This window comes from Mesorhizobium metallidurans STM 2683 (genome assembly GCF_000350085.1).
In the GTDB taxonomy this organism is placed as follows: Bacteria; Pseudomonadota; Alphaproteobacteria; order Rhizobiales; family Rhizobiaceae; genus Mesorhizobium; species Mesorhizobium metallidurans.
This window is the reverse complement of record NZ_CAUM01000143.1, coordinates 158,315-176,875: the sequence shown is the minus strand read 5'-3', so window position 1 is coordinate 176,875 and position 18,561 is coordinate 158,315. Positions and strand designations below refer to the sequence as shown.

20 protein-coding genes are annotated in these 18,561 nt (G+C 62.5%); 7 read left to right on the top strand and 13 right to left on the bottom strand.

Annotation, left to right across the window (positions count from 1 at the left end):
- Positions 1-75: 75 nt before the first annotated feature.
- The 5 genes from MESS2_RS24380 (at position 76) to MESS2_RS24360 (ending at position 4,197) form a co-directional block, all read left to right on the top strand.
- Complete coding sequence (locus MESS2_RS24380; RefSeq protein WP_040593901.1) at positions 76-957, top strand: carbohydrate ABC transporter permease; 882 nt, start codon at positions 76-78, stop codon at positions 955-957.
- On the top strand, positions 957-1,793 hold the full coding sequence (locus MESS2_RS24375) for a carbohydrate ABC transporter permease (protein ID WP_008877197.1): 837 nt from the start codon (positions 957-959) through the stop codon (positions 1,791-1,793). Before MESS2_RS24380 ends, MESS2_RS24375 begins: the two co-directional genes overlap by 1 nt.
- 4 nt (positions 1,794-1,797) lie before the next feature.
- Positions 1,798-2,037, top strand: coding sequence for a DUF2160 family membrane protein (locus MESS2_RS24370; RefSeq protein ID WP_008877196.1), 240 nt, complete (start codon positions 1,798-1,800; stop codon positions 2,035-2,037).
- A 43-nt stretch (positions 2,038-2,080) separates the two neighbouring features.
- On the top strand, positions 2,081-3,124 hold the full coding sequence (locus MESS2_RS24365; protein WP_008877195.1) for an NAD(P)-dependent alcohol dehydrogenase: 1,044 nt from the start codon (positions 2,081-2,083) through the stop codon (positions 3,122-3,124).
- Between the two features lie 74 nt (positions 3,125-3,198).
- Positions 3,199-4,197, top strand: a complete 999-nt coding sequence (locus MESS2_RS24360; RefSeq protein ID WP_008877194.1) for an ABC transporter ATP-binding protein — start codon at positions 3,199-3,201, stop codon at positions 4,195-4,197.
- Between the two features lie 26 nt (positions 4,198-4,223).
- Here MESS2_RS24360 and MESS2_RS24355 read toward each other — a convergent pair whose 3' ends face one another.
- The 8 genes from MESS2_RS24355 to MESS2_RS24320 all read right to left on the bottom strand — a co-directional run bounded on the left by MESS2_RS24355 (position 4,224) and on the right by MESS2_RS24320 (position 13,129).
- Complete coding sequence (locus MESS2_RS24355) at positions 4,224-5,300, bottom strand: ABC transporter ATP-binding protein (RefSeq protein ID WP_008877193.1); 1,077 nt, start codon at positions 5,298-5,300, stop codon at positions 4,224-4,226.
- Entirely contained in the window at positions 5,297-6,097 is an 801-nt protein-coding gene (locus MESS2_RS24350; protein WP_008877192.1) for an ABC transporter permease, read from the bottom strand. The genes MESS2_RS24355 and MESS2_RS24350 overlap by 4 nt, the downstream gene beginning before the upstream one ends.
- 1 nt (position 6,098) lies before the next feature.
- Entirely contained in the window at positions 6,099-6,959 is an 861-nt protein-coding gene (locus tag MESS2_RS24345; protein ID WP_040593931.1) for an ABC transporter permease, read from the bottom strand.
- A gap of 168 nt (positions 6,960-7,127) precedes the next feature.
- Positions 7,128-8,132, bottom strand: a complete 1,005-nt coding sequence (locus MESS2_RS24340) for an ABC transporter substrate-binding protein (RefSeq protein WP_008877190.1) — start codon at positions 8,130-8,132, stop codon at positions 7,128-7,130.
- Between the two features lie 84 nt (positions 8,133-8,216).
- Positions 8,217-9,692, bottom strand: a complete 1,476-nt coding sequence (locus MESS2_RS24335) for an aldehyde dehydrogenase (RefSeq protein WP_008877189.1) — start codon at positions 9,690-9,692, stop codon at positions 8,217-8,219.
- Positions 9,689-10,747: an LLM class flavin-dependent oxidoreductase gene (locus MESS2_RS24330; protein ID WP_008877188.1), complete on the bottom strand. Its 1,059-nt coding sequence runs from the start codon at positions 10,745-10,747 to the stop codon at positions 9,689-9,691. Before MESS2_RS24330 ends, MESS2_RS24335 begins: the two co-directional genes overlap by 4 nt.
- 5 nt (positions 10,748-10,752) lie before the next feature.
- The gene (locus tag MESS2_RS33885; RefSeq protein ID WP_008877187.1) at positions 10,753-12,549 is read right to left on the bottom strand and encodes an alpha/beta fold hydrolase; all 1,797 of its coding nucleotides are present in this window, start codon (positions 12,547-12,549) and stop codon (positions 10,753-10,755) included.
- Positions 12,542-13,129, bottom strand: a complete 588-nt coding sequence (locus MESS2_RS24320) for an amino acid synthesis family protein (protein ID WP_008877186.1) — start codon at positions 13,127-13,129, stop codon at positions 12,542-12,544. Before MESS2_RS24320 ends, MESS2_RS33885 begins: the two co-directional genes overlap by 8 nt.
- A 138-nt stretch (positions 13,130-13,267) precedes the next feature.
- Here MESS2_RS24320 and MESS2_RS24315 point away from each other — a divergent pair, with 138 nt between their 5' ends.
- Complete coding sequence (locus MESS2_RS24315; protein ID WP_008877185.1) at positions 13,268-13,945, top strand: GntR family transcriptional regulator; 678 nt, start codon at positions 13,268-13,270, stop codon at positions 13,943-13,945.
- Positions 13,946-13,967: 22 nt separating this feature from the next.
- On the opposite strand, the gene MESS2_RS24310 is transcribed toward MESS2_RS24315, so the two are convergent.
- From MESS2_RS24310 to MESS2_RS24300, 3 genes are all read right to left on the bottom strand, one after another.
- Complete coding sequence (locus tag MESS2_RS24310; protein WP_008877184.1) at positions 13,968-14,996, bottom strand: hydroxyacid dehydrogenase; 1,029 nt, start codon at positions 14,994-14,996, stop codon at positions 13,968-13,970.
- A 213-nt stretch (positions 14,997-15,209) separates the two neighbouring features.
- On the bottom strand, positions 15,210-15,674 hold the full coding sequence (locus tag MESS2_RS24305) for an NUDIX hydrolase (RefSeq protein ID WP_008877183.1): 465 nt from the start codon (positions 15,672-15,674) through the stop codon (positions 15,210-15,212).
- Between the two features lie 21 nt (positions 15,675-15,695).
- Positions 15,696-17,408, bottom strand: a complete 1,713-nt coding sequence (locus tag MESS2_RS24300) for an HAD family hydrolase (protein ID WP_008877182.1) — start codon at positions 17,406-17,408, stop codon at positions 15,696-15,698.
- 199 nt (positions 17,409-17,607) lie between these two features.
- Here MESS2_RS24300 and MESS2_RS32830 point away from each other — a divergent pair, with 199 nt between their 5' ends.
- Positions 17,608-17,772: a hypothetical protein gene (locus MESS2_RS32830; protein WP_008877181.1), complete on the top strand. Its 165-nt coding sequence runs from the start codon at positions 17,608-17,610 to the stop codon at positions 17,770-17,772.
- An 82-nt stretch (positions 17,773-17,854) separates the two neighbouring features.
- Here MESS2_RS32830 and MESS2_RS24295 read toward each other — a convergent pair whose 3' ends face one another.
- Positions 17,855-18,271 (bottom strand): HD domain-containing protein, encoded by a 417-nt coding sequence (locus tag MESS2_RS24295; protein WP_008877180.1) that lies wholly within the window; start codon positions 18,269-18,271, stop codon positions 17,855-17,857.
- A 25-nt stretch (positions 18,272-18,296) separates the two neighbouring features.
- The gene (locus tag MESS2_RS24290) at positions 18,297-18,488 is read right to left on the bottom strand and encodes a hypothetical protein (RefSeq protein ID WP_040593900.1); all 192 of its coding nucleotides are present in this window, start codon (positions 18,486-18,488) and stop codon (positions 18,297-18,299) included.
- Positions 18,489-18,561: the final 73 nt, after the last annotated feature.

Below are 18,561 nucleotides of genomic sequence, written 5' to 3'. Positions count from 1 at the left end.
GGCGGCCCGATTACGCTTTTTGCCGCTTCACGACATTCCGGGAATATCGTGAAGCGCCTTTCTGGGAGTGGTTTCATGCGATCAAACAGAGTGGGATGGCTGCTGCTCGCCCCGACGATTGCGATCCTGGGGATCTTCGGCATCGTCCCATTCCTGTACGTGCTCTACGTGGCCTTCCATCAATGGAACCCGTTCGGCGCAAATCCCTACATGATCTACAATGGCGCCAACAATTTCCGCCGCCTCGTGTTCGACAACGAGTTCCTGACCTCCATCGCGTTCACGCTGAAATTTGCCTTCTTCGCCGTTCTGAGCGAGGTCGTCCTTGGCTACTTTCTGGCCCAGCTGTTCATGAAGGAGTTTCCCGGCCGGGGTCTGTTCCGCACGATCCACACGCTGCCGCTGATCGTGGCGCCGATCGTCGTCGGATCGGTCTGGCGGCTGATGACAACGCCCAGCATCGGCATCATCCCGTACCTTCTGAAATCCTGGTTCGGCTACGACCTCAATATCGGTCGTGACGCCACCATGGCCTTTGCGCTGACCGTCATCATGGATATCTGGCACTGGACGCCGCTGGTGACGCTGACGCTGCTTGCGGCACTCGTCTCGCTGCCCAAGGAGCCGTTCGAGCAGGCCCAGATCGACGGCGCCAACCGATGGCAGATATTCTGGCACGTCACCTTGCCGATGATCCGCCCGGCAATCCTGGCGACGGTCTTCATTCGCCTCATGGATGCGCTGCGCACCGTCGACGAAGTGTGGATGCTGACCGGTGGCGGCCCAGGTGCGGCGACGCGCTATCTCGGCCTGCACATATGGAAGATCGTGTTTCCCAAGACCGACTACGGCTACGGCTCCGCCACTTCGGTCATCGTCCTGTACCTCACTCTGGTGATGTGCTGGCTGCTTTACGTCGCCCTTGTCGCCCGCCGCGGCCAGAAGAGAGCTTCCTGATGCGCGCCAACCGCCCCATTCTTTCGATACTGCTGTGGACCTTGCTCAGCCTGGTGACCCTGTTTCCGATCTATTGGCTGTTCGTGATCTCGGTAAAGCCGGCCGTCGAGCTGTTCACCACCCCCAGCGTGCTGCTCGATACCGTATACTGGAAGAACTACGTCAAGGTTCTCGGCGACGACACGTTGCGCCGCTACATGTTCAACTCCATCGTGATCTCGACCGGCAATGCGGTGCTGGTGACCGTTCTGGCGTTCATGGCCTGCTATGCGCTGTCGCGCTTCGATCTGCCGGGAAAGGAGAACATCTTCTTCTGGACGATCACCAACCGCATGGCGCCGGCCGCCGTGTTCCTGCTGCCCTTCTTCCTGCTCTTCACGCAGGTCTTCGTCATAGGGGAGTGGAAGCTTTACGACACGCGCACGGGTATGATCCTGCTCTACTGTACGTTCAACCTGCCTTTCGCCATCTGGACGCTGAGGCCGACGATCGATGCAATTCCCAAGGAATTGGACGAGGCAGCTACAGTCGACGGTGCCACGACGTGGCAAGTGATCCGCGAAGTGATCTTTCCGCTTGCGCGGCCAGGCCTTGCCGTCACCCTGATCCTGACCTGGGTGTTCGCCTGGAACGAGTTCCTGCTCGCAGCGACGCTGACCAGCTTCAATGCGCGCACCATCACCACCGGCCTGTCGGAATATGTCACCACGACCGGGACCGAATGGGGCACGATGGCGTCCATCGCGATCATCACGCTTATCCCGGCCCTGTTGATCTTCTCGGTCGTCCAGCGGCACATTGTGGCCGGTCTGACCTTCGGCGCGGTCAAGGAGTAGCTCCATGGAGCACATGGTCGATCTCGATGCAGTGGATGACGAAGCCAGCACCATCATTGCGAGCCCGCAACGCACCGGTTTCCTGCCGATCGTTACCAACTGGTTCGACCGGGTTTTTGTGGCCATCTATCTGTTCGTTGCGCTCGAACTGTTCTGGATGAGGTTCCTCGAACAATCGATACCGTTGTCGGTTTGTCATGTCCTGGCGATCGCATTGGGTGCGTTGATCGTTTGGCGTGGCTAGCGCGCAACGACGATCGAGAGAGAAGAGGACGGGAAGCAGGCTCATGAAGTCATTGGTGCTGGAAGAAAAGATGAAACTGTCGCTGCGGGATTTCCCGATCGAGCGCGAGGAGGTGCTCGGCGTTCGCGACGTGCGCATCAAATTGCACACCGTCGGCATCTGCGGCTCGGATGTGCACTACTATACCCATGGCGGTGCCGGCATCTTCCAGGTGAAGGCGCCGATGATCCTTGGCCATGAGGCGTCAGGCATCGTCGTGGAGACAGGCGCCGAGGTGACGTCGCTGAAGGTCGGCGACCGGGTGTGCATGGAGCCGGGCATTCCCGACCCGAACAGCCGTGCGACGCGCATGGGCCTGTACAATGTCGATCCGGCGGTTCGCTTCTGGGCGACGCCGCCGATCCACGGCGTTCTGCGGCCGACCGTTGTCCATCCGGAGAATTTCACCTTCAAGCTCTCCGACAACGTCTCGTTCGCGGAGGCGGCCATGGTCGAGCCACTCGCCGTCGGCGTCCATGCCGCCACCAAGGCGCAGGTGAAACCGGGCGACGTCGCTCTGGTCATGGGCGCGGGGCCGATCGGTCTGGTCACGGCGCTGTCGGCGCTGGCGGCAGGCTGCGCGCGAGTCTTCGTATCTGATATCGACGACACCAAGCTCGAGCTCGCGGCGAAACTCGGCGCCATCACGCCGATCAATGTCGCGCGTCAGGATGTGGCCAAGGAAATTCTCGCCGCAACCGATGGCTGGGGCGTGGAGATCGTGTTCGAATGCTCGGGCAGCCCACGCGCCGCGGAAGGTATTTTCGATCCGCTCTGTCCTGCTGGCCGGGTGGTGTTCATCGGCGTGCAGATGCATGACATCAACTACGATGTCGGCAAGGCGATGGTGCGCGAAGCGCGCGTCGAGCACGTGTTCCGCTACGCGCATGTTTTTCCGCGCTGCGTTGCCATGCTGTCTTCGGGAGCGATCGACGTGAAGCCGCTGATCACGCGCACGTTCGAGTTCGAGGACAGCGTTCGAGCGTTTGAAATCGCCGCATCCGCCCCAAAAGGCGAAGTGAAGATGCAGATTGCCTTGCCGCAATGAAGGGGATGCGAGTTGGCTGAAGTCACCGTCAGAACATCGTCAAGCGTTATGGAAGCGTCCAGGTCATTCACGGTGTGAATGTCGATATCGCCGATGGCGAGTTCGTCATCCTCGTCGGCCCGTCGGGCTGTGGCAAATCCACTTTGCTGCGCATGATCGCCGGTCTCGAAGCCATATCGGGCGGCGAGATCAGCATTGGCGGCCGGGTGGTGAACGATGTCCTGCCGAAAGACCGCGACATAGCGATGGTGTTCCAGAACTATGCGCTCTATCCGCACAAGAACGTCGCCGACAACATGGGCTTCTCGCTCAAGATCAAGGGCAGGCCGAAGGCCGAGATCGAAGCCAAGGTGAAGAAGGCGGCCGAAATCCTCGATCTCGGCAAGCTGCTCGACCGGTTTCCCAAACAGCTGTCCGGCGGTCAGCGCCAGCGTGTGGCCATGGGGCGCGCCATCGTGCGCGACCCGCAGGTCTTCCTGTTCGACGAGCCGCTGTCCAATCTCGACGCCAAGCTGCGTGTCGCGATGCGGGTCGAGATCAAGGAATTGCATCAGCGCCTCGGCACGACGATCGTCTATGTCACCCACGATCAGATCGAGGCGATGACGATGGCCGACAAGATCGTGGTGATGCGGGACGGCAAGGTGGAGCAGGTCGGCGCACCGCTCGATCTCTACGACAATCCGGGCAATGTCTTCGTCGCCGGTTTCATCGGCTCGCCGGCGATGAATTTCATCAAGGGCAAGATCGGTTCGAAGGACGGCAGGCAGGTCTTTGTGTCGGATACCGGATCCGTGCTGCCGGTCGAGGCGGGCCGCGCCCAGGATGGCCAGCCCGCCATCTACGGCATACGCCCCGAGCATATCGACATCGCGCCCGACGGCTTGCCGGCAACGGTTTCGGTACTGGAGCCGACCGGCTCCGAGACGCAGATCTTCGCCAAGTTTGGCGAGGATCCTATTGACGCCATTGTCAAGGACCGACTCACCGTCCGCCCCGGTGAAGAAGTAAGGCTGAAGATCGACCCGCGCCGGGTCCACATCTTCGACAGGCAAAACGGCGCGCGCATGTAAACTCTTCAGCGTGCCGTCGCTGTCGACTAGGCCGGAAAGAGGAAGGCGGCGCCCGGATCGAAAAAGACCTGCCTGTGGCGCGGCGCTGCATCTTGCGACGCCATGGCGGCTGAAGTCGGCCTGATGTCGATCTCCTGTCCGGCGGCGGTGCGCGCAACGATCCGCCGGCGCTCGCCGTAGAAGGCAACATCGACGATCTCAACGGCGAGTTCCGCGCTTGTCGGGCCGCGCTCGAGACGAAACGCTTCCGGTCGGATCATCAGCCTGGTCTTTTGTCCCCGTTCGAAGCTGCCGTTGGCGCTTATGCCTGAAACGAGCGAGCCGTCGCCGAGACGGATGGTTGCCGCACCGCCGACGGTTTCCAGATGTTCGGCGGCCAGAAAGTTCGAATTGCCGATGAAGCCTGCGACGAAATCGGTCGCCGGCCGCAGATACAGGTCCTCGCCGGTGCCGGTCTGCTCGATGCGGCCGTCCCTGAACAGGGCGATCCGGTCCGACAGATGCAGCGCCTCTTCCTGATCGTGGGTGACGTAGAGAATGGTGACGCCGGTCTCGCGATGGATGCGGCGGATTTCGGCCTGGATCTCCTCGCGCAATTTCTTGTCGAGCGCCGACAGCGGCTCGTCCATCAAAAGGATCGGCGGGTCGTAGGCCAGCGCGCGGGCAAGTGCGACGCGCTGCTGCTGGCCGCCTGACAGCGCGCCCGGTAGCCTTTCGGCGAAGCTTTCGAGCCTGACAAGGCCAAGCATGTCGGCGACCTTGCGCTTGACCTCGGCTTCGGGACGGCGACGAACGCGAAGCGGAAAGGCGACGTTTTCGGCGACGCTCAGATGCGGAAACAGCGTGTAGCGCTGGAAGACCATGCCGATGTTGCGTTTATGCGGCGGCACCGCGAGCAGCGACTTGCCTTCCAGCAGGACATCGCCTGAACTCGGGTCCTGGAATCCGGCGATCGCATAGAGCGTCGTCGACTTTCCCGAACCCGATGGGCCGAGGAAGGTCAGGAACTCGCCCCTGGGGATATCCAGCGTCACATCGTGCACGGCCGTGAAGGCGCCGAACGCCTTGCGCAATTTGCGTATGGAGAGGAAGGGCTGGGTCATGTCTGGAACCTTCGGCGCAGCAGTGCCGTCACGATCATCAGGGCAAGCGTCAAACCGACCAGCAGGCTGGAGGCCGCGGCGATCACCGGGCTGAGGTCGGCCCTGAGGCTGCCCCAGATCTTGACGGGCAAGGTCTGCAAGGTGGGACTGGCCATGAAGATCGCCACGACAACCTCGTCCCACGATGCGAGGAAGGAAAAGATCGCGGCGGAGAAGATGCCGATCCGGATCGACGGCAAGGTGATCCTGAGCTTGGCTTCGAGCGGGCTGGCGCCGCAGACGATGGCAGCGTCCTCGATCGACTTGTCGAAGCCTTCGAGCGCCGTGGCGATCGGGATGATGGCGAAGGGCAGGGCAAGGACGGTGTGGGCGATGACGAAGCCGATGGTGGTGCCGCCGAGACCAAGGCGAAGGAAGAATGCATAGATGGCGATGGCGAAGACCACGACCGGCAACACCATCGGCGTCAGCAGCAGGCCACGCAGGATTTCGCGCCCGCGAAAACGTCCGCGAACCAGCGCGAAGGAGGCAAGAATGCCGATCAGGACGGCAAGCAGCGCTGTCATGGTGGCGATCCTGGCGCTGGTGAGTGCTGCTTCGAGCCATGACGGATCGGCGAAAAGCTCCTGATACCATTTGAGCGTCCAGCCGGGCGGCGGAAAGGCCAGCCAGCGCGACGAGCCGAACGAGAGCAGCACGATGAAGACCACCGGCAGCAGCAGGAAGGCGGCGACGAGCGCTGTGAAGCCAAGCAGCGCGACTTTCAGCCATCCCATGCGGTCATAGTCGAGCAGCATCTCAGACGCCTCCCGTCGCGCGTCTGGCGCCGACGAGGCGCAGTTGCAGCGCGTAGAGCGCCATGGTGACGACGAGCAGGATGAAGGCGGCGGCGCTGCCCAGCCCCCAATTGAGCAGCGACTGGATCATCTGCGCGATCATTTCGGCAAGCATCATGTTCGCGGTGCCACCAAGCAGCGCGGGCGTGACGAAATAACCGAGCGACATGACGAACACCATCAGGCCACCGGCGGCGACGCCGGGAAGCGAGAGCGGCAACAGAATGCGGCGGAAGGCCTGGAAAGGGCTTGCGCCACAAAGTGCCGCGGCGCGAAGCGTCATCGGATCGATTGCCCGCAAGGTGCCGACCAGCGGCAGGATCATGAAGGGCAGCATGATGTAGACCATGCCGATGGTGACGCCGGTGAGGTTGTTGATGAGAGGCAGCGGCTGGTCGATGACACCTGTCGCCATCAGCGCCCGGTTGATGACGCCGGTGCGCTGCAGCAGCACCATCCAGGCATAGGTGCGGGTCAAGAGATTGGTCCACATCGACAGGATGATGATGCCGAAGACGATCGAGGCGAGCGCCGGCGGCATGATCGCTAGCATCCAGGCGACCGGGAAGGCGACGAGTATGGTGACGATGGTCACGACCGCGGCGACCAGGAAGGTGTTGAAGAACACCCGCGCATAGGTGCCGTCGCCCAGAAGGGCTGCATAATTCTGCAGGCCGGGGGCAGGGTCGGTGACGCTGCGCAGCAGAAGCGCCAACACCGGGACGACAAAGAACAGCCCGATCAGGATCAGCGCCGGCAGCAGGCCGCCGAGGCCTCCCGGCATACGCATTGTTGCGATGCTCCGCTGCGTTTCCACCGACATGGCGACACCTTGGTTGCGGAGCGGGACGAGCATGCCGTCCCGCTCCTTGTCATGGAATGGCTGGCGCTAGAGCGGTTCATCGTTTCACGGAAACGCAGAGCCGCTCTATCTCTTTGTTTTGACGCAATTCCGGACGGAAAACCGTTTCACACTTTTCCTGGAATTGCTCTATTTCGCCTGCCACGCATACCAGCGCGTGGCGATCTCGTCGCGGTGCTCGGCCCAGTAGTTCATGTCGAGATTGATCTGCCCGTCGACATGGGCATCGGGCAGGGCCTTGACCGCATCGGCGGGCATTTCGGCCTTGGCCTTGGTGTTGATCGGCGCGTAGCCGCTGGCTTCGGCGAACTTGGCCTGGCCGGCAGCACTGCTGGCCACTGCCAGGAACTTCATGGCCGCGTCCTTGTTCCTGGCGCCTTTCGGCACGACCAGAACGTCGGCGGCCGTCAGGTTCTGGCTCCAGGATGCGCCGACATCGGCGCCGTCTTTCTCCAGCGCAAAGACGCGGCCGTTCCACAACTGGCCGAACGCTGCCTCGCCGGAAGCGATCAATTGCTGCGATTCCGCGCCGCCGCTCCACCAGACGATGTCCGACTTGATGGTGTCGAGCTTCTTGAAGGCGCGGTCGAGATCAAGCGGATAGAGCTTGTCGGCAGGCACGCCGTCGGCCAGCAGCGCGATTTCGATGACGCCGGGCGCCGACCATTTGTAGAAGGTGCGCTTGCCCGGGAATTTCTTCAGGTCGAACATGTCGGCCCAGCCGGCCGGTTCGCCTGAAACGGCGCCCTTGTTCCAGGCGAGCACGAAGGAATAGTAGAAGCTGCCGACCGCATGGTCGGTGGTGAAGCGGGGGTCGAGGTCGGCCTTCGGCACGGCATTGAAGTCGATTGGCTCCAGCAGGCCGTCCTTGGCCGCCTTGATAGCGAAATCCATCTCGACGTCGACCACATCCCAGCTCACATTGCCGGCGTCGACCATGGCCTTCAGCTTGCCGTAGTCGGTCGGGCCGTCCTGCAACACCTTGATGCCGGACGCGGCCGTGAAAGGCTCCGCCCATGACCTGGTCTGGGCCTCCTGGGTCGTTCCACCCCAGCTGGTGAATACCATGTCCTCGGCCTTGGCGGCCGTCGTGGTCAGAAGTCCGGCAAGGATGCCGGCGAAGATCAGTTTCATGTCGTTCTCCTCTGTTTGTTGTCGTTGTCGGCATTTCACGGCCGGGTCGTTTTCGCCCTGACCGTCATTCCTCGCCCGCGGCGCCTACCGCATGACGAAGGGATCGGGGATCGGCTCGTCCGAGGTGCGGATCCACACCGATTTCGAGCGCGTGTAATCGCGGATGGCATCGAGACCGCCTTCGCGGCCGAGCCCGGACTGGCCGTAGCCACCGAATGGCACCAGAGGCGAGACGGCGCGGTAGGTGTTAATCCAGACCACGCCGGCGCGGATACCGCGAGCCATGCGGTGCGCCCTGGCGAGATTGGTGGTGAAGACGCCGGACGCCAACCCGAACTCTGTATCGTTGGCGAGCGACAGCGCCTGCGCCTCGGTGTCGAAGGCCAGCGCGCTCAGCACGGGGCCGAACAGTTCTTCACGCACACAAACGAGACTCTGATCCGATGCCTCGATGATCGTCGGCGCAAAATAGAAACCGTCTGTCTTTTCCTTGGGCCGCGCGCCGCCAGTGATCAGGCGACCGCCGGCGGTGAGGCTTTCTGCAACAATTCGTTCGATCCGTTCGCGCTGGCGCGAGGTCGCTAGGGGTCCCATTTCCGTTGCAGGGTCTTGCGGGTCGCCGATCCTGATGGATTCAGCCTTCCGCTTCAGCCTGTCGAGGAATTCGTCCTTTACCGAACGCTCGATGAGCAGCCGCGAGCCGGCGACGCAGCTTTGGCCGGTGGCGGCGAAGATGCCGGCGACCACGGCGTTGGCGGCGCTGTCCAGATCGGCGTCGGAAAAGACCACGACCGGGCTTTTGCCGCCGAGTTCGAGCGTCGTATAGGCGAGGTTCTCCGCCGTGTTGACGACGATCCGCCGGGCGGTCGCCGGCCCGCCGGTGAAGGCGACGCGGGCGACGAGCGGATGGCTGGTCAGGCGGTGTCCGCAGTCGTGGCCGAAGCCGGTCAGGATGTTCACGGTCCCGGCAGGAAAACCGGCTTCGTGCACGAGTTCGGCGAAGGCGAGCAGCGGTGCCGGGCCGTCCTCGGACGCCTTTAGAACGACGGTGCAGCCCGCTGCCAGCGCCGGGCCGAGTTTGACGGCCGACAGGAACAGCTGCGAATTCCACGGCACGAGAGCGGCAACGACGCCTATCGGCTCCGGCCGGATCGTCACCTCCATATCCGCCTTGTCGATCGGAACAAACGAGCCTTCGTGCTTGTCCGCCAGCCCGCCATAGTAGCGGTAGTAGTCGCCGACATAGGCGATCTGGGCGCGGGTCTCGCGGATGATCTTGCCGGTATCGCGCGTCTCGAGTTCGGCCAGCCGATCGGCATTGGCAACGACAAGATCGCCGAGCTTGACCAAGAGCTTGCCGCGCGCGCTCGCCGTCATTGACGCCCACGGGCCGGAGCGCAGCGCATGGTGAGCGGCTTCGACGGCCCGGTCGACATCGGCCACGGATGCCGCGGGCATTTTGGCCCATGGCGCACCAGTCGACGGATCGATGCTGTCGAAGGTCGCCGCGGCGTCCACGAAGCTTCCGTCTATGTAATTCCTGAATTCGGTGGTGCTCATCGCGGCCCCATTTGCGGCTCAGAAAAAGCCGGTATCACCTTGTCGATGAAGAGCTGCAGCGATTTCTTCTTGCGCTGGTGGGAGAGGCCGCTGTCGATCCAGATCGAATACTGGTCGTAGCCCTGCGCTTCATAGGTCTTCAGCCGGGCGATCACCTCGTCGGCTTCACCGATAACCAGATTCTGCCTGATCTTGTCCGGCGCATACTGCGGCATGGCCGCAATCTCTGCTTCCGTCAGCGGCTCCAGAATGCCCTGATGCACCGGCTTCTTGTTCTGGAACCAGGCGCCGAACTGGCAGTAGAATTGCGACAGATCCTGTGCCAGACGGTCGGCGTCGGCCGCGTCCTCGGCCACGAATGTGTGCATCAGAAGCATGATTTCCGGCCGCGGCGTTTCCGGATGAGCGGCACAAGCTGCATTGAAGCGCTCCATCAGGCTCGCCACCTCGCCGTCGCCGGAGGCAAGCGGCGTCACCTGCACATTGCATTTGCTGGCCACGGCGAAGTCGTGCGAATTCGGATCACGTGCCGCCACCCAGATCGGTGGATAAGGTTTTTGCAGCGGCTTGGGCGAGGAGGTGGTCGACGGGAATGACCAGAACTCGCCGGAGAGTTCGAAATCGCCATCCCAAAGGCCTCGGATCGCCGGGACCATCTCACGCATGCGCTGGCCCGCGCCCCAGGCTTCGAGCCCGGGGAAGAGCCGCTGGTACTCATAGCTGTAGGCGCCGCGCGCAATGCCGATATCGAGCCTGCCGCCGGTGATGACGTCGGCCATCGCCGCCTCGCCGGCGAGCTTGATGGGATGCCAGAACGGCGCCACGATGGTGCCGGTGCCCAGGCGGATGCTTGTCGTCCTCGCGCCGAGATAGGCGATGTTGATGAATGGGTTCGGCGAGATGGTGAATTCCATGCCGTGGTGCTCGCCGATCCATGCGGTCTCGAACCCTGCCTGCTCCGCGAGCAGCACAAGCTCCTCCAACTCCGCCAGCAGTTCGGAATGCGGCTTCGCCAGATCCGAGCGCTCCATGTGGACGAAAAGCGAAAATCTCATCGGTCTCACCTGTGGCCGGAATGAAGAGCTGCGGCAGGCGCTGGTTTGGCAAGCGGCCGGACTTCGCCTTCGACCTCATTGCCGACATAGACGCCGAATTGATCCTCGGCGCGTTCGCGCGCATAGCGGTCAAGCATCGAACGCACCGCCGGGTCGGCGATCTTCAGACCGGCGATATGCTCGATGTCGACAAGCCTGACCCGGCGATCGTCGGAGTAGGGGCCGTCAACCGTGCCGCGATAGTAGACATGGGTGCGCGAAGGGTCGGCTGCATCGTCCCATACCGCGAACAGGAAGCCGAGCTGCGCGTCGATGGCCCTGGCGGCAAGGCGTCCCTTGAGACTACGTGCGTCACCGGGTGTGCCCAGCCCACGCCCGGCCGGCAATTCGTGAAACCCGTCGGCGGTTTCGAAGAACAGCACACGGCCCTCATTTTCCAGGATGGCGCCGACTTCGGTCTCAGGCGGCGCCGCCGCCAGGGCTTCCTGGCTGAGGCCGGGCGTGACATAGGCGCCCCGGCAATAACCAAGCGGCTGTGCGCCATTGTGGCTGAAGTCGCGGACGCGGCCGATGAGGATCGAATGGTCGCCGGCATCGACCAGTTGCTCCATGCCGCAATCGAACACTGCAACGGAACCGTCGATCAGGGGATTGCCGGTCTGGCCGGGTTGCCAGGCGACGGCGGCGAATTTGTCCACGGCCTTGGATGCGAAGATGCCGGATTCGGTCTTCTGACTTTCGGACAGGATGTTGATGGCGAAACCTCTGGATGTCGAGAAGGCGCTGTGTCCCAAAGCCTTCTTGGCGATGCAGACAAGCACCAGCGGCGGCTCGAGCGAGACCGAGGTGAAGGAGTTGGCGGTGAAGCCGCGCGGTTCGCCTTCGGCGCCGATCGTCGTGACGATGGTGACGCCGGTCAGGAAGGAACCAAGCGCCCGCCGGAATTCGGTGACGTCGAATGCGGGATCGATGCCGGCGCTTGCGGCATGCGTGGGGTTTTCGAGAAAAGTGTTGATATGCTGAGTCACTTTTTCCGGCGAAGCTATTGTCATCATATGCTTTTCGCCGCTCAGGACCAGGCATTGGCCGTTCGGTGCAAGCCGTGCCATCGCGGCCGACATTGCGGGTGTCGAATTCCTGTCTTCCGACCCGGTCATGAACAGTGCCGGCTGGCTAAGTCCGGCAAGGCGGTCGCCGTGCTCGGCGTCGGCGCGGGCAAAGAGACGGTAGGTGCGGGCATAGCCTTGCGCGTCGACGCTTTCGAGCGCGGCGCGCGCCGTTGCGGCGGCTCCGGCCAGATCGGCCGGGATCGGCTCGCCGAACCAGCGGGCAATCGTTGCGGCAATGGCTGAACGATCGCGGTGACGACCCAGCGCCGCCGCGCGTTCGCGCACCGCCTGCGCCTGCGCCGGAGGGCGGCGGAAGACCGCGTTGAGGCAGACAACGGAGCTGACACGCGAAGGCGCGCGAAGCGCAATTTCCTGAGCGATCAACGCGCCCATGGAATGACCGACCACCGATACGCTATCGAGACCAAGATGGTCGAGCAGGCGGATCGCCTGATCGGCGAAGTCCCGAAGTTCGGCATTCTCCGGCGGCAAGGGCGAGGCGCCATGGCCAAGCATGTCGATGGCGATCAGGTCGTGGCTATCCTTCATCATCTCGATTTGCGGCTGCCAGATCGAAGCACTCATGCCGACGCCGTGGATGAGCAGAACCGGCGCACCGGAACCGGCCCGGATGAAGCCGGTGCCGTCCGGAGCCGTGTCGCGGCCCCATGCGGAGGCGGCGGTGTCAGCCATCCAGATCTCCGACCTCCTTCAAATCCTGATAGCGGTCGCCGATGCGGTGATGCGGGCGGCCACCGATGGAGGCGCCGAGCGCCACCACCAGTTCGTCGGGAGCGGGCGCATCGCCGATCTGGAAATGCACGGTCAGATAATGCGAGCGGCGGCCCTCGTCGTTCTTGTCCATAAGCGGGATCATGATCGGCGTGTTCGGTCCGCCGCGCAGATTGGTGAAGGCGAGATACGTCTTGGCGCCGACGGCGCGGCGATAATGATTGCCGAAATGCAGCGTGTGGATCAGCGCCGAGGCATGCTCGATCTCGCCTGACGTGCCTGAGATGGCGGCCTTGCCATAGCCTTCTATCGCCTCGCCCGAACCGGCGATCGCGACGATCTCGCGGGTCAGCGTTTCGCCGAGGACGGGAGCGATGGCCCGGATCTCCGGCGAAAGATCGTCGGTGAAACCGCGGCCAGCCCAGGGGTTCGTCAGCACCGCGGCGACGCCGATCAGGCGCAACGGCCGGGGTGCTGTCTTGCCACCTTCGATCAAGGTGTTCTCGACATAGGTCACGATCTTGCGAATGGCCGGCTTCATGCAAATCCTCGGTCGAAATGGTGCAAAAGGCTCCGCCATTCCTATAGCGTATTATGGTATACCATGCTACGGAGAACCACGAACCTTGTCAACCAACTGTGGAATCTGTTTTTGTGGTCGGGCGAGGAGCGGAGAAAAATGGCTGACGATACGCTTCGGATCGACCGCTCTGCCAAGACGCTGCGGACGCTGGCGCTTGAACGCATGCGCGAGGCGATCATGGACTTCCATTTCCAGCCCGGCGAAAGGCTGGTCGAGCGGCCGCTTTGCGATCAGCTCGGCGTCAGCCGTTCGGTCGTGCGCGAAGTCCTGCGGCAATTGGAGGCGGAAGGCCTCGTGCAGATGATACCGGGCCATGGGCCTGCCGTGGCGAAGCCCGATCTCGGCCGCACCGACGAGATCTACGAGTTGCGCGCCTTGCTGGAAGGCATAGCGGCGCGGGCTTGCGCGAGCTCGGCTACCGACGCGCAGATCGCTGTACTCGACGGTGCCCTGAAAAAACTTCTCGAAGCCTGGGCGTCGGGTGCGCCGGTCGAAGTGATGCGGGCGACGACCAAATTCTACGAGGCGCTGTTCGATGCGGCCGACAAGCGCATTGCCTGGGAGATCGTCACCGGGCTGAATGTTCGCATCAACCAGCTGCGTTCGATGACCATCGCCTCGGAGAACCGCCGCGAGCCGGCGATCGCCGAAATGCACGCCATCATGGACGCCATCCGGTCGCGCGAGCCGGAGGCGGCGGAAGCGGCGGCACGGCGGCATGTCGAATCCGCCTGGCGGATTGCCCGCAACGCGCTTCGGCTGGATTCGCTCTGAGCCTGTGTGTGCTTTTCCGACCCTAGTTCTTGTCGACCGGCTTCGAGCGCATTCGCGAAACGGTCTCGCGTTCGGCCCGCTTGGAGCGCATCGGCGGCAGGCCGCGGTCGATCAGGTCCATGTCCTCCAGCACCATGTCGCCCATGCGCTTGAAGGCGATGTCGAGCGCGCCGGCACGATGGGCGGAGCGCAGGAAGCCGGGCAGCGCGCGCACGGGATGGTCCTTGGCCAGCGGCTCGTCCGGGAAGACATCGCTGGCGGCGACGATGTGGCCGCTGCGAACGGCGTCCATAAGCGCCGGAAAATCGACGACACCGGCGCGGCTGAGCAGGATGAAGGCCGCTCCCTTGCGCATTTTGGCGAAGGCTTCCGCGCCAAGGAATCCCTGGTTTTCGCTGGTCACGGAAGCGACGACGAAAACGAAATCGCTCTCCGACAGGACCGTATCGAGCGATGCAGGTTCGACGCCGTTCTCGATCAGGATCGACGGTGGCAGCCACGGATCGAAGACCTTGGTCCGCGTGCGAAAGCCGGACAGCAGCCGGTTGAGCGCGCGGCCGAGATCGCCGAAGCCGATGATGCCGACATCGGCGCCGGAAAGCAGCCGCGCCGTCTTATTGCCGTCGCCGCCCCACAGCTCCTTGCCCTGCCGAAAAGCGAGGTCGGCATCGACGATGCCGCGGGCGAGGTTGAGCGCCATGGCGAGGCCGAGTTCTGCCACCGGCTCGGCAAACACCAGGCCGGTGGTGACGACATGGATGCCGCGCGCAAACAGCGTCTCATAGGGCATGTTGTTGATCAGGTTGCTCTCGACATTGAAGACGCAGCGCAGCGCCTTCATCTTGTCCAGCGTTTCGGGTGCGATCGACGGCTGGCCGACAATGTAGCGCGCCTTGGCGATCACATCTGCCGGAAGCGCGGCGACGCCCTCGGGCGTCGTTTCGACGATGCGATATTTCGCCCTGAAGCGCGCCAGCTGCGGCGGCGTGAAAATGAGGTCGAGCGTGCGCGGTTCCGGCGCGCTGATGACCAGCGGCAATGAATGCGGCATTTCTCCTCCTGCGCCTATAATCAGGGCATCCGTGCAAATCTGACTATTCGATGATTGAACGGTTTACCAGTGTTGCCGCAGGGCTGGCTATCGGCGGCAGTTGCCGCGCGTCGAGATGACGGTGCGCTCTGACGCAACGGCCTCAACGTCTTTGCCCGCCCTCATTTCGAGTGACCATGAGATGGCTGCAGGGCGCCTACGCCCCGGTTGCGGTCATCCTGCGTCATGCAGTTCGGCAAAATCCTTCAGTATTGGGCGCTGGCCTTTCAGGATCTTGGTTTCGGCCTCGGGCAAGCTGAACCATCCCACCTTGTCGACCTCCGGAAACTCCCGCATCGAGCCGGACCTTGGCGGCCATTCCATCAGGAAATTGTTGCTCCTCGCGGCGGCCGCATCGACATTCGTTTCCACGCACCAGGCCAGCACGATCTTGCCTCCCGGCTGCTTATAGCGGCCGAGAGGCTGGAAGCGTCCGTCGATGCGCACGCCCAACTCCTCTTCGGTCTCACGCCGCGCCGCAGCCAACTCGTCCTCGTCCGACTCGATGAGGCCCTTCGGGATCGACCACGCGGCTTCGTCCTTCCTTGCCCAGAATGGCCCGCCCGGGTGCACCAGCAGAACCTGCAGCAGGCCCGAGCTGCGGCAATAGATCAACAGTCCGGCACTTGTGACAGGCATCCGCGGGTCTTTCTCATCGGCCTATTCCGTAGGAGCAGTGGCGGGAGCCGTGTAACGGCGACGCACCGCATCAAGAACCAGTTGGCGGCTCTCCTGCGCCGACAATGTCTTGTCCTTTTCCGCGGCCGCGGTTTCACGGGCCAGTTCCTTGTCCCTGATCTGGTGGCGGAACCATTCGGAATAGTCGCCGCTCCGCAGATGGTGCTCCCAGGTCTTGTCGTCGATGCCCTCCGCCATCTGCGCGAAAATCATCAGATTGTGCGCCCTCAGATTCATAGCATTGTCGGGGCCTTTGAAATAGAAGCTGCCGGCCTCATCGAGCTGGCCTTCGGCATATTTGCGACTGTGCCGCTTGAGGGACTGGCGCGGCTCGATCGCTTTGATTGTCGCAGGTTTCTTGTTCGCGTGCGGCCGCCAGAAAAGCACGCGTTCGCCCTTTGGCGATGACATCTCCCTTGGCGCTTCCATTCCGGTTTCCTGGCAGAATGTCTTGATGACGCTCTTCGCCTTGGGGCCAAGCGCGATGACGGCCGTCACCAGGCGCAGGGCGTCGGTCGAGATTGCTTCCGGATGCACCGTGATCAGGATCGTGCCCGGCAATTCCAAAGACAGGACCGCACGGGTGTCGTCGCGCCGCTTGGGCAGAAGGTGATGCGCTTCGTCGATGACCAGAAAATGCGGTCGCGCCGTGCGGTAACGGAAATTGCCCAGGCCGGGCAGCAGGTCGGCAAAGAAGTCTGGTCGCTCGTTGACCCTCAGAGACAGTCCGTTGACGACAACATTGGTGTCCACCTTTTCGATCAGGTCAAGCAACTGTTCCTTTGTCGGCACGCTCGAACCGTCGCCAAGTCGGACGGCGCCTTGCAGCCCATCATAATCCCCTTCCGGATCGAAGATGCAAAACTGAAAGCCGGTCTCCACGAAGCGCTCCGTCAGCGCGGTGGCCAGCGTGGACTTGCCGATGCCGGAGCTTCCGGCGATCAGAACGGTATCGGTCGGCGACAGATATGTCTCCTTTCCGGCCGTGGTGCCAAGCAGGATGCCGTCGCGCGGCTCCCGCACAAGCTCGCGATCATGCTTGATCAGCTTGCCGATCAGTTCCTCGACGCCCTTGCCGCGGGCGCCGCGCGTGACAAGATCGGCGGTGTCCTTGACTGCCGGCAACGCGTTGTCGACGGCGACACTGCAACCGCAGGCCCGCAGGAAGGCATGGTCGTTTTCCGCATCGCCAATGCCGACCACATTGCGCGGTGAGAGGCGAAGATCCTGGAGCGCGGCGGCCAGACCCGCCGCCTTGTTGATGCCGCTCGGCAGGATCATCACGGCGCCCTTGTTGAAGATGATCTCCAGTTCCAGTCCCAGTTTCTTGATGACATCGAGCACAGTCACCTGATGAGGTTCCCAGGTGGCGACGATCGAGCGCCCGACCGAAAGCGGCTTGACCCCGCGCTTCTTCAGCCTGGCGACGAGATCGGGCGATGGCGATGGCGAAATGGTGCGCTCTTCCTCGCTGGCAGGGGTGTAGATCAGGGCGCCATTTTCTGCGACCACCTTGTCGAAGATGCCAAGTTCGGGAAAAATCTGCTTAAGGTCGGGCAATTCGCGGCCGGTGACCAGGATAAGCTTGCGGCCGGTCTTCTTAATCCGTTCGAGTGCTGAAAACGTCTTTTCGGAAACGATGCCGTTGTGCGCGAGCGTGCCGTCATAGTCCGTTGCCAAGGCTATGAAATACATATCCGGGCCTTTCATGTCAGGCATCGCCATTTGCGCCAATTACAAATCACGCTGCCCAAGGGTTGCCTGGGAACAACGCATGTCCGGCGAAAAGGTTTACGATGCGTCATTCCTTTGGCAGTGCGGAACCCACTCCGCCCAGCCATCGTTGTGAAGTTGCGGGTAGCCACAGTCTCCACAGGCAAGGTCAGGTGAAAGCATGGTTGAGAAAGCTACAGCCGGAAGAAAGAGCAAAAGCGTCGACAAGGATGCTCTCCATCTTGCCGACGTGTCGCCCAGACAGGCAAAGGAGTTGCTCGAAAAGCACCACGGCGACCGCAAGAAGGCAGAGAAGGAAGCGAAGAATTTCAAGGCCGAGGGGTGATCGACCTTGCCGATGCGGGGCAAGTCGGAACGCCGTACATGCCTCGAACAAGTGCGGCATTTCGCCAGGCCCAAACAGGCCTTCAATTAGGGAACTCCTCGTCAAGGAGCCGAAGGCCTTTCTCGTATTTTGATGTTGAAGCGCCGATCTGTCGTGCCTGCCAGATATTGTCGGCGAGATCCGCGCGTTTGACCGGCAGCGCCAGGGGATTGGACGCCGCTCTGCGCACGAAAGCAAGCTCATCTTCGTCGGGCCGGCGGGTCATGGCATCGACTGCCGAGACTATGGACGTTCCGAAGCCGGCCGCCTCCAGCCGATCGCGGCTCCATCCGTCGCCTTTCTCAAGAACGTCGTGAAGGTAGGCGATAGCCTTGCCATCAAGCGTGTCCACGGCATCAACGACGCGGCGGCAATGCTCGATATACGGCTCTCCGGTCTTGTCTTTCTGCCCGGCATGAGCCTGTTCGGCAATCTTTGCCGCACGATAAAGCACGCTCATTCATTCCTCACCTTGTCCGATGAAGTCATTGCCTAAACCGGCAATTCGCCGCCGGGTTCCATTCGAGGAGAAGCGCTTCGGCGACAAGGCGAAGATCATCGAGGTGCAGGGAAGGTGCGGAAGCGACATTCCCTGTCTCGACGATCGTCACCAAGGAGATCGAGTTGAGCGGCGCCTTCCGCTTCCACGAGGAATTCAGGACCGCGGTATCGTTCATTGCCGACGGCCTTGTCGATGTCTCACCATTGCTGACGGCGGTCGTCAGCGCCTACGATGTGCGGCAGGCCTTC